6 protein-coding genes are annotated in these 8,119 nt (G+C 38.3%); 2 read left to right on the top strand and 4 right to left on the bottom strand.

From position 1 onward, the window contains the following. Positions 1-210: 210 nt before the first annotated feature. Entirely contained in the window at positions 211-504 is a 294-nt protein-coding gene (locus MW688_RS18420) for a hypothetical protein (protein ID WP_486737477.1), read from the top strand. A gap of 85 nt (positions 505-589) precedes the next feature. Here the strand turns inward: MW688_RS18420 and MW688_RS18415 are convergent, their stop codons facing one another. Both MW688_RS18415 and MW688_RS18410 read right to left on the bottom strand, forming a co-directional pair. Beyond that, positions 590-4,477: a S8 family serine peptidase gene (locus tag MW688_RS18415; RefSeq protein WP_486737476.1), complete on the bottom strand. Its 3,888-nt coding sequence runs from the start codon at positions 4,475-4,477 to the stop codon at positions 590-592. Between the two features lie 112 nt (positions 4,478-4,589). Continuing rightward, positions 4,590-5,201 (bottom strand): hypothetical protein, encoded by a 612-nt coding sequence (locus tag MW688_RS18410; RefSeq protein ID WP_486737475.1) that lies wholly within the window; start codon positions 5,199-5,201, stop codon positions 4,590-4,592. 291 nt (positions 5,202-5,492) lie between these two features. Here MW688_RS18410 and pdxA point away from each other — a divergent pair, with 291 nt between their 5' ends. Next, positions 5,493-6,524, top strand: coding sequence for a 4-hydroxythreonine-4-phosphate dehydrogenase PdxA (gene pdxA, locus MW688_RS18405; protein WP_486737474.1), 1,032 nt, complete (start codon positions 5,493-5,495; stop codon positions 6,522-6,524). 339 nt (positions 6,525-6,863) lie between these two features. Here pdxA and MW688_RS18400 read toward each other — a convergent pair whose 3' ends face one another. Both MW688_RS18400 and MW688_RS18395 read right to left on the bottom strand, forming a co-directional pair. Next, positions 6,864-7,085 carry a hypothetical protein gene (locus MW688_RS18400; protein ID WP_486737473.1) on the bottom strand — a complete coding sequence of 74 codons (222 nt, stop codon included), beginning with the start codon at positions 7,083-7,085 and terminating at the stop codon, positions 6,864-6,866. 14 nt (positions 7,086-7,099) lie between these two features. Further along, positions 7,100-7,963 (bottom strand): universal stress protein, encoded by an 864-nt coding sequence (locus MW688_RS18395; RefSeq protein WP_486737472.1) that lies wholly within the window; start codon positions 7,961-7,963, stop codon positions 7,100-7,102. Between the last annotated feature and the right edge of the window lie 156 nt (positions 7,964-8,119).

Below are 8,119 nucleotides of genomic sequence, written 5' to 3'. Positions count from 1 at the left end.
TACTCATTACTCGTTACTCGTTACTTCAAAACTCATGTTTGTTGGGTTATCTCCCTGCCCAACCTACAAAGTTATAAACCACGAATAGAGATTTTTGACAACCTGTAGTAGGGGCTTTAGATTAATGTTGGGTTTCGGTCCTCAACCCAACCTACAAAGTTATAAACCACGAATAGAGATTTTTGACAACCTGTAGTAGGGGCGCAAGGCTTGCGCCCATTCCAAGGCTTGCGCCCATTCCAAGGCTTGCGCCCATTCCAAGGCTTGCGCCCATATTCCGGCTTGCGCCCATTCCAAGGCTTGCGCCCATTCCAAGGCTTGCGCCCATACATCATCTTACATTATTTGAGCGATCGCTTCTGTTTCTTTGAGGATAAAATTAATGTTGGGTTTCGTTACAAGGGTCCAATCTACAAAATTACTACTGTTATATATAGGGCGCAAGCCTTGCGCCCCTACATCATCTTACATTGTCGGAGCGATCGCTTCTGTTTCTTTGATTGAATTAATCTTTTTTTGATTTATCTCAAGTTACTATTATATATAGGGCGCAAGCCTTGCGCCCCTACATTATTTTGGAGTAGTGATCTTAAAAAATCTGGAAGTTATTGGCTTGTAGATTAGGTTCACCCTCTAAAACAGCAAATTGAGTTAAATTGAGATCATTTTCTGTGTCTATATAAGCTAAACTTCCATCTTCAGTAGCATAGACAAAACCTAAAGTAAAATCACTATCAAAATCTTCTAGAGTCGGTATTTCTAGTAGTTGAGAGTTATCAAGAAAACCAGTATCTAAACTGTTTTGGAAACCATCTCTAGAAACAGAGATAATATCTGCGGCGGGGTTAAAATCAACGATGGTATCAATACCAAATCTGTCGTCAATACGGTCAAATTGAAAGCGATCGCGCCCCTTACCTCCTTCGAGTAAATCATCGGCAAAGCTACCAATAAGTATATCATTACCATCATTGCCAATCAAGCGATCTTCTTGTCTGCCACCATCTAGGGTATCATCCCCTCTTCCTCCACTTAGGCGATTTTTAGAATTACTGCCTATGATTTGATTATCTAAAAGATTACCAATCCCGGCGATAAATCTATCACTAGTAACAATCAGGTTTTCTACATTTCGACCTTTTGGACCTAATGCCCAATCTACAGATGATTCTATAGTATCAATACCATCAACTTCGGCATCTGGTTTTTCATTCTCTACCACATCGTTAATTGAATCAACAATATAGGTATCATTCCCCTCACTTCCCCGCATGGTATCATCACCACTGCCACCATCTAGGGTATCATCGCCATCTTTGCCAATCAGATTATCATCGCCGTTGCCACCGAATAACTGGTCATTATCTAAGCCACCATCTAGGGTATCGTTGCCAGAGTTACCAAAAAGGCGATCTTCACCTTGATTACCTATTAATTCATCGTTGCCGCCGTCGCCGTCTAGGGTATCATCACCATTTTTACCGTTGATTACCTCACCAATAATTGTTCCCGTAATCAGGTCGTCATCGTTAGTACCTTCAATAACTGTTGAATCCCCATCTGCTTCAGTCACTGATAGCCCATAATTGCCTAATTGTCTAGCAGAGGCAGCATTTTCTCCCGTCAGAGGATTGTAATCACGCGCATCTTCACTAGCGCCATTAACACCAATCAAGTATTCTTGATTTGCTTCTACAGAGATTTGTAGCAAACTGCCTTGAGTATTGTTACTAGCATCATCATTAAAAGCTAATTCATCGCCATCACTATCAAAAACCCTTAAAAAAGTATCGGCACTAAATTCTTCATTGGTAGTAGTGGCAATATTAACAGTTTCACTGGAGGAAGGGGTAAAAGTATAAATATCAATATCTCTATTACCCACAAAAAAGTTATTATCATTGCCAATGTTGCCAAAGACAAAATCTCCAGTATTTACTTCAATAACTGCGTCATTATCTACAGAATCATTAGATAGGGATTCACTTTCAGAACTTGGTAGAATTCTCGCGTTAAATAAATATTCTCCGGTCATTCCTGGGGAACCACTAGCTAATTGAAATGGGTTAAAGTTATCATTACCATAGCCAGAAATCGATACATAGTAGTTTTGGTCCTCTTCAATAGGAAATTGTAACAAAGAATCTCGGTTTCCCGCCTCTTGGTCGTCATTGATAGCTAAGAGATTACCCTCTGCATCGAAAAGTTTAACTACTGAATCTACAGGATTATCCAGATTAGCTTCATAAGCATCGATATCAATTTCTAAAATCCCATCAGTATCTGAATTAATTTCTACAAAATCTACATCGCGATCGCCAACTTCTACACCAAAATCGGCACTAATTAAGCCTGGTATATCAGCGATTGGTAAGGTTAAATCATTACGAGATTCCGATATACTTCCATTTAAGTCACGATTAGCGAAACTCAAGATTAAATCATAAGAACCGCCACTACCAGCATCAGAACGATTATCTAAGTTATTGGGATTATAATCTTGGTTAAAGTAATCCGATACTGCGACATAGTAGACTTCTCCAGCCTCTACATTAGCGGCGATAAAACTATCAGTAGTATGGCCGTTAAAAAATTGCCTATCTATTGGATCTGCAAATACCAATCCTGGAAAAGTAGAATCTGTATACTCTACAAAATTCCCTGCTAAGTCAGTAGCTAAATCATCATCACTACTAAAGATTTCATCCCCATCACTATCAAAGATTCTTACATAAGTATCAGCAAAGTCATCTTCAAAGGGAGTATCAATATCGATAAATAAAACCCCATTATCAGGAATTACTACTTCAAAAATATCTACATCAGCTACACCCACTGGTTCACCATAATCAGCGCCTAGGAAACCATTTTGAACTACTGGTTCACCATCACTATCTGTGCTTAAATTAGTAGGTACAGCGCCGTTAATTAAACCATTGGGGTCATCGTTACCTAAACTAAATTCTAGAGTAAAATTGCCTGTATCTCCTGAGATTCTACCATCTGGGTCAGTAGGATCATAGTTAATATTTTCGTAGCCACTGACTCCAGCGTAGTAGATTCCTGGATCTAGAGATACTTCCAGTTTAGAAAATTGACCTTCTCCGCCATCATCATCACTTGCTATTTCTTCTCCTGATTGATTAAATAGACGTAAAAAACTATCAAAATCATCTCTATTATCAGTATTAGAAACTATATTTAGTTCCACACTTCCTGCCGAAGCCACCTCAAAGCGAATAATATCTACATCAGTATCTCCTACTTGAGTGTTACCACCATCTACACCAATACTTCCATTAACTATTCTTACTTCAGACCCATCGATAGTTGGTCCCAAGAAAGCACCATTGATTGTGCCATTGGGGTCATTTCTGCTGCCAGGGTTGGGATCATCAGGATTAGGATTGGGGTCATCATCATCGCCACCAAATCTATTTCTAATCTCCCGAACCGCATTGTATATGTTTAAACGAGGATAATTAGTCTCAGTATTACGGACATTGTCATCTTCATCGTCCCCATCATAAATTATATCTGCTGTACTCCGCATAATCTCCACTACTTCATCAGGAGATAGTAAACGTCCCCCGAATTCAAAAGCTGCTTCTTGCATTAAAGCTACTGCCCCTGCTACTATAGGAGAAGCCATACTTGTACCAGCAGAGTCATCTAACCCTCCACCAGGAACCGTACTTCTAATCAATGCGCCAGGGGCAAATATAGCATTGTCTGCACTTAAACGTTGACTAAAACTGGTAACTCTATCGGAACCTGTAGTAAAATCAGTTGCACCACTTTGGAATTGAACGTTATTTGCAGTACCATCTTGCCAAACTGCGCCGACTCCTAGGGTACTAATAATAGCAGGGGCGCCAAAATTGGGGAATTCATTATTTTTAAAAGAATTACCAGCAGCCGATACTACTGTAACTCCTAAGTCTTCTAAACGTTGAATTTCATCGTATCTAGGATCTAGATTACGTACTTCTGCCTCTGATTGGTAGAATCCTCCCCCTAAAGACATATTTACAGCGACGATATTATATTCTTGTTGGTTATCTATTACCCATTGCAATGCTGCTTCTACATCTGTACTCTGTGCGCGTAATCCATTGGCAGTAGGTCGAAATACTTGTAACCCAATCAACCCTACTCCCGGTGCTACACCTATGTTTTCATCTTCAGCACCCACTGTTCCAGATACATGGGTCCCATGGCTACCCTGGTCTATAGGGTTATCTCCACCATTGACAAAGTCTCTGCCTGTTATGTAGTTATCATCTAGAAGAGGGTGAGTTCTGTCTAAACCTGTATCTATTACTGCTACACTAAAGCCACTACCGTCTATACTAGCAAAATCAGGATCATTTCTAAGTTGAGTTAGACCAATTAAATCAAAAGCGGGGTTGACTCCTGGGGTGGCTTGTATTGTAATTAAATCTGAGTTATTATTCTGAGGCGAATTTGTAGTCATGGTATATTCATTCTTAACTCTTACCTCTATTATTGTGACATTCTTCCTATCTAAATGTCACTCAGAGAGACGATTGTATATTATTAGGATAAAATAAAATTAGCTTCTAGCTTTAGTAAATACTAATATTACTAGGTTGACCGTCAGCAGCAATTACACGTTTACAGCCTGATTCAGGTCTTGCCCACAAATATTGACTTTCTTCAGGATTTCCCCAACATAAACCTAAATAAAGTTCATTGTGACCAGCATCGATTTCTACCCATTCTGCTTCGGTTACCAGTTGGTGTAATCTTTCTTGAGTAATCGCTTCAAATCTACCCTCTAAACATTGAGTGCGATCGCCTGTCAAGAAATAATCCATATCACCTGTAACTTTTTGCCAAAACTCAAAAATAGATGATTTGGCATTCATTAAAATTCTCTTATCTCCGGGAACTAAAACTAATTGATTATGTAGTTCAGGAACTTCTATAGATTCACCTTGGAATTGACATAGACGCCAGACTATTCCAGAAATATGGTGTTTTCTTTGATAATCATGTACTTGGCTGCGAAAATCTTGATAGGCAAAAACACGATTAGCTTTTTCCACGTTAATTGCTTTAGCAAGTACAGGGTTATCAATCCTGCGCCTAGAGGACATGAGAATTCTCTTTCCTTGCCAATTAGCTTTGAGTTCAGCTTCTAAAATATTAATTAGTTCATAAGTTGTATAAACCATATTTGCCACGAGTTAAAATTTGGCTCTTTTGTTGGATAAGTTTTGTTGTACTATAGCGTTTTTAAGTCTACTGAGGTAAAGAGGTTAACGGATTTAGGAAGGAAAAGGGAATAGAAAATGTACCTCACTTGCTTTGGAATTGCTATATAAAAGCTAATTTTATAGTTCTTAACCTTGTGAACAGTTATTGCCACAATTTTTAAGATAGACGAAAGTATTTATCTCCTTAATTTAAGTACTGCCAAAGCTTAATAATTGCTATTCTAAAACAGTTAAACTTTAAAAAAAGCTATGAAACAACAATCTAGTGTTCATCTGGCTGTTACTATGGGAGATCCTGCCGGAATTGGACCAGAAATAATTCTCCAGAGTTTGAGGGATCCACAACTTACAGCTAATTGCCAGATTACTATAATAGGTAGTTTAGCAGTTTTAGAAGAAACTTATCAAAATTTATCAAAAACCAAACCCTTAGCAGATCCTCAAAACCTTTCAGTATGGGACATCCCAAACACAAAGCCAATTAAACCTGGTATAGGAACTCCTGATACTGGTGCCGCTTGTTTTAGCTATCTAGAAACTGCTATCAAAGCAACATTAGAGAGTAAATTTTCAGCAATTGTCACAGCGCCCATTGCTAAATCTCTTTGGCAGGAGGCAGGTTATAATTATCCTGGTCAAACAGAGGTATTAGCAACTAATGCCCAAGTCAGTAAGTATGGTATGTTATTTGTCGGTAAATCTCCTCATACAGACTGGGTTTTACGTACCCTATTAGCAACAACTCATATTCCTTTAAAAGAAGTGCCTAGACAGTTAAATCCCCAATTAATGAGTCTCAAGTTAGAATTATTAATTGAAACTCTCAAAAGCGATTTTGGCATAACTCAGCCAAAAATTGCCATTGCTGGACTTAATCCCCACAGTGGAGAAGAGGGTAAACTAGGTAAGGAAGAAATTGAGTGGTTGATTCCCTGGGTAAAGGCTAAACAAGCTGAATATAGTAATTTGCAGCTACTAGGACCGATTCCTCCTGATACTATGTGGGTTAATCCAGGTCAAGCTTGGTATCAATCTACAGCAGGAATAAACACTGCTGATGCTTATTTAGCACTATATCATGATCAAGGTTTAATTCCCGTGAAACTGATGGCCTTTAATGAAGCAGTTAACACAACTATAGGGTTGCCCTTTGTGAGAACTTCTCCAGATCATGGTACGGCTTTTGATATAGCAGGTTTAGGAAAAGCTAATCCTAGCAGTATGAAAGCGGCCATCCAATGGGCGATCTCCCTTACTTGGCAAAGACAACTGACGGTATGACAACACGGTTACAATAAATGCAGAGTATAGAATATTTCACACCGACTAAGTTTTTGACAATTCTGCTGGGAAAATTAAGCCAAGCTAGTCTTAGCACTAGATTGATAGTGCTATGACTTGATTTCCATTAATTCTGCTTTGGAATATTAAGCAAGACTTACCAAGTTTTTTTAATCAAATCTTGTGAACTATAGATGTTATAGCAATGAGCAAATAACTGTAAACATCTATTTGGTCATTGCTATAAGTCGATTTTATTGGTTCTGTTGCCAAAAAATATCAAAAAAAAAAGGGAAAAAACTGGAGTTTTCCCTTTTAAAAAGCTGCCTGAGATTATTTTTATCGATTGTTTGCCTCTATTTCTTCTTTTTCCTTTGGTAACTGCTGTGGTTTACTAGATGTCCATACAGCTACTGTACTAATAGTCACTGCTATGATTATGCTTAGGGGTAAAACTATCCCACTCTCAGTAGCTGATACCAAGGGAATACAAATAGCAAACATTCCGGTAGCGAAGCCCCAAATAATTGCTGTAGAACCTATTTTCCAACCTATTCCCACTATTTTTATCCTAACTAACTACTAGTTTGAGCATCGCGTCTGGCTAATAACACAGGACAAGTGGCATTAACCCGAATATAATCAGAAAGAGAAGTTCCTAATAAACGGTCTAAATCAGGTAGATTTTTCGCTATAGAAGGACGGCGATCTGGAGAACCAATCATGAGTAAGTCTACATTGTTTTCTTTGGCAAGTTCACAGATTTTTTCTCCAGGTTTACCACCAGTAACAATGCAACGAGGATTTAGTCCTAGACGTTTAGCTTTAGCTAAAGCGGGTGCTAAAACTGGGTTTTGTTCCATTTCTTCATTAGACAAGGGTAATAGTTCTGGTTTTAAATCAGGATTAATCCTGACAAAAAATAATTGAGCGTCTGGATAATCTTTGAACATCTGTAAAGCTAAATCAAGACAATAACTAGAAGCACCTGATTTATCTAATGCTACCATCACCCGTTTAATTTTTCTTACATATATATCGTCTTTTACCAGTAACATGGGGCGATCTGTTAATTGGAAGACATATTGACTGACCGAGTTACCGAAAAAGGCTTCTAATCCTCTGATACCCCTAGATCCCATAATTATTAAATCTGCTTCTATCTCCTTAGCAACTTCGCAAACTGTAGTTTTGGGTTCTCCTTGTCGCAGAATTGTGGTAACTTTACTGGGGTCTAAGTTCAGGTTTTTTAAAGTTTCTGCAATGAATTTACCACCTTGTTCCCATTTTTCGGTAGTTGCTTCGCTAGTCACTTGAGGAGAAATGATGTGTAGCAAAGTAAAATCAGCTTTTTGAATCGCTGGTATATCTAACAAGACTTTGAGCATATCTTGAGTATGTCCTGTTCCAGAATCGGCGTAAAGAATTTTATTGATCATTAATCTTAAACCCAATTAAACTATCATAACTTTAGAATACTGCTATCTGGCTTCAGCAAATTTAACAACTTGTTAAGCAAAATAATAGTATGGCGATCTCCCTCAACTCACATCTTCCACCAGTACTTATGTACTAAATTAACCTCAGAAAAAGTT

The organism is Johannesbaptistia floridana (genome assembly GCF_057440575.1).
Note: the sequence above shows the minus strand (reverse complement) of the source record. Positions and strands in the feature narration are given on the sequence as shown.

Excerpts from the sequence above, each read along its gene's own strand:
- MW688_RS18415 (WP_486737476.1), bottom strand. The coding sequence starts at position 4,477 with ATGACTACAAATTCGCCTCAGAATAATAACTCAGATTTAATTACAATA.
- MW688_RS18410 (WP_486737475.1), bottom strand. The coding sequence starts at position 5,201 with ATGGTTTATACAACTTATGAACTAATTAATATTTTAGAAGCTGAACTC.
- pdxA (WP_486737474.1), top strand. The coding sequence starts at position 5,493 with ATGAAACAACAATCTAGTGTTCATCTGGCTGTTACTATGGGAGATCCT.
- MW688_RS18395 (WP_486737472.1), bottom strand. The coding sequence starts at position 7,963 with ATGATCAATAAAATTCTTTACGCCGATTCTGGAACAGGACATACTCAA.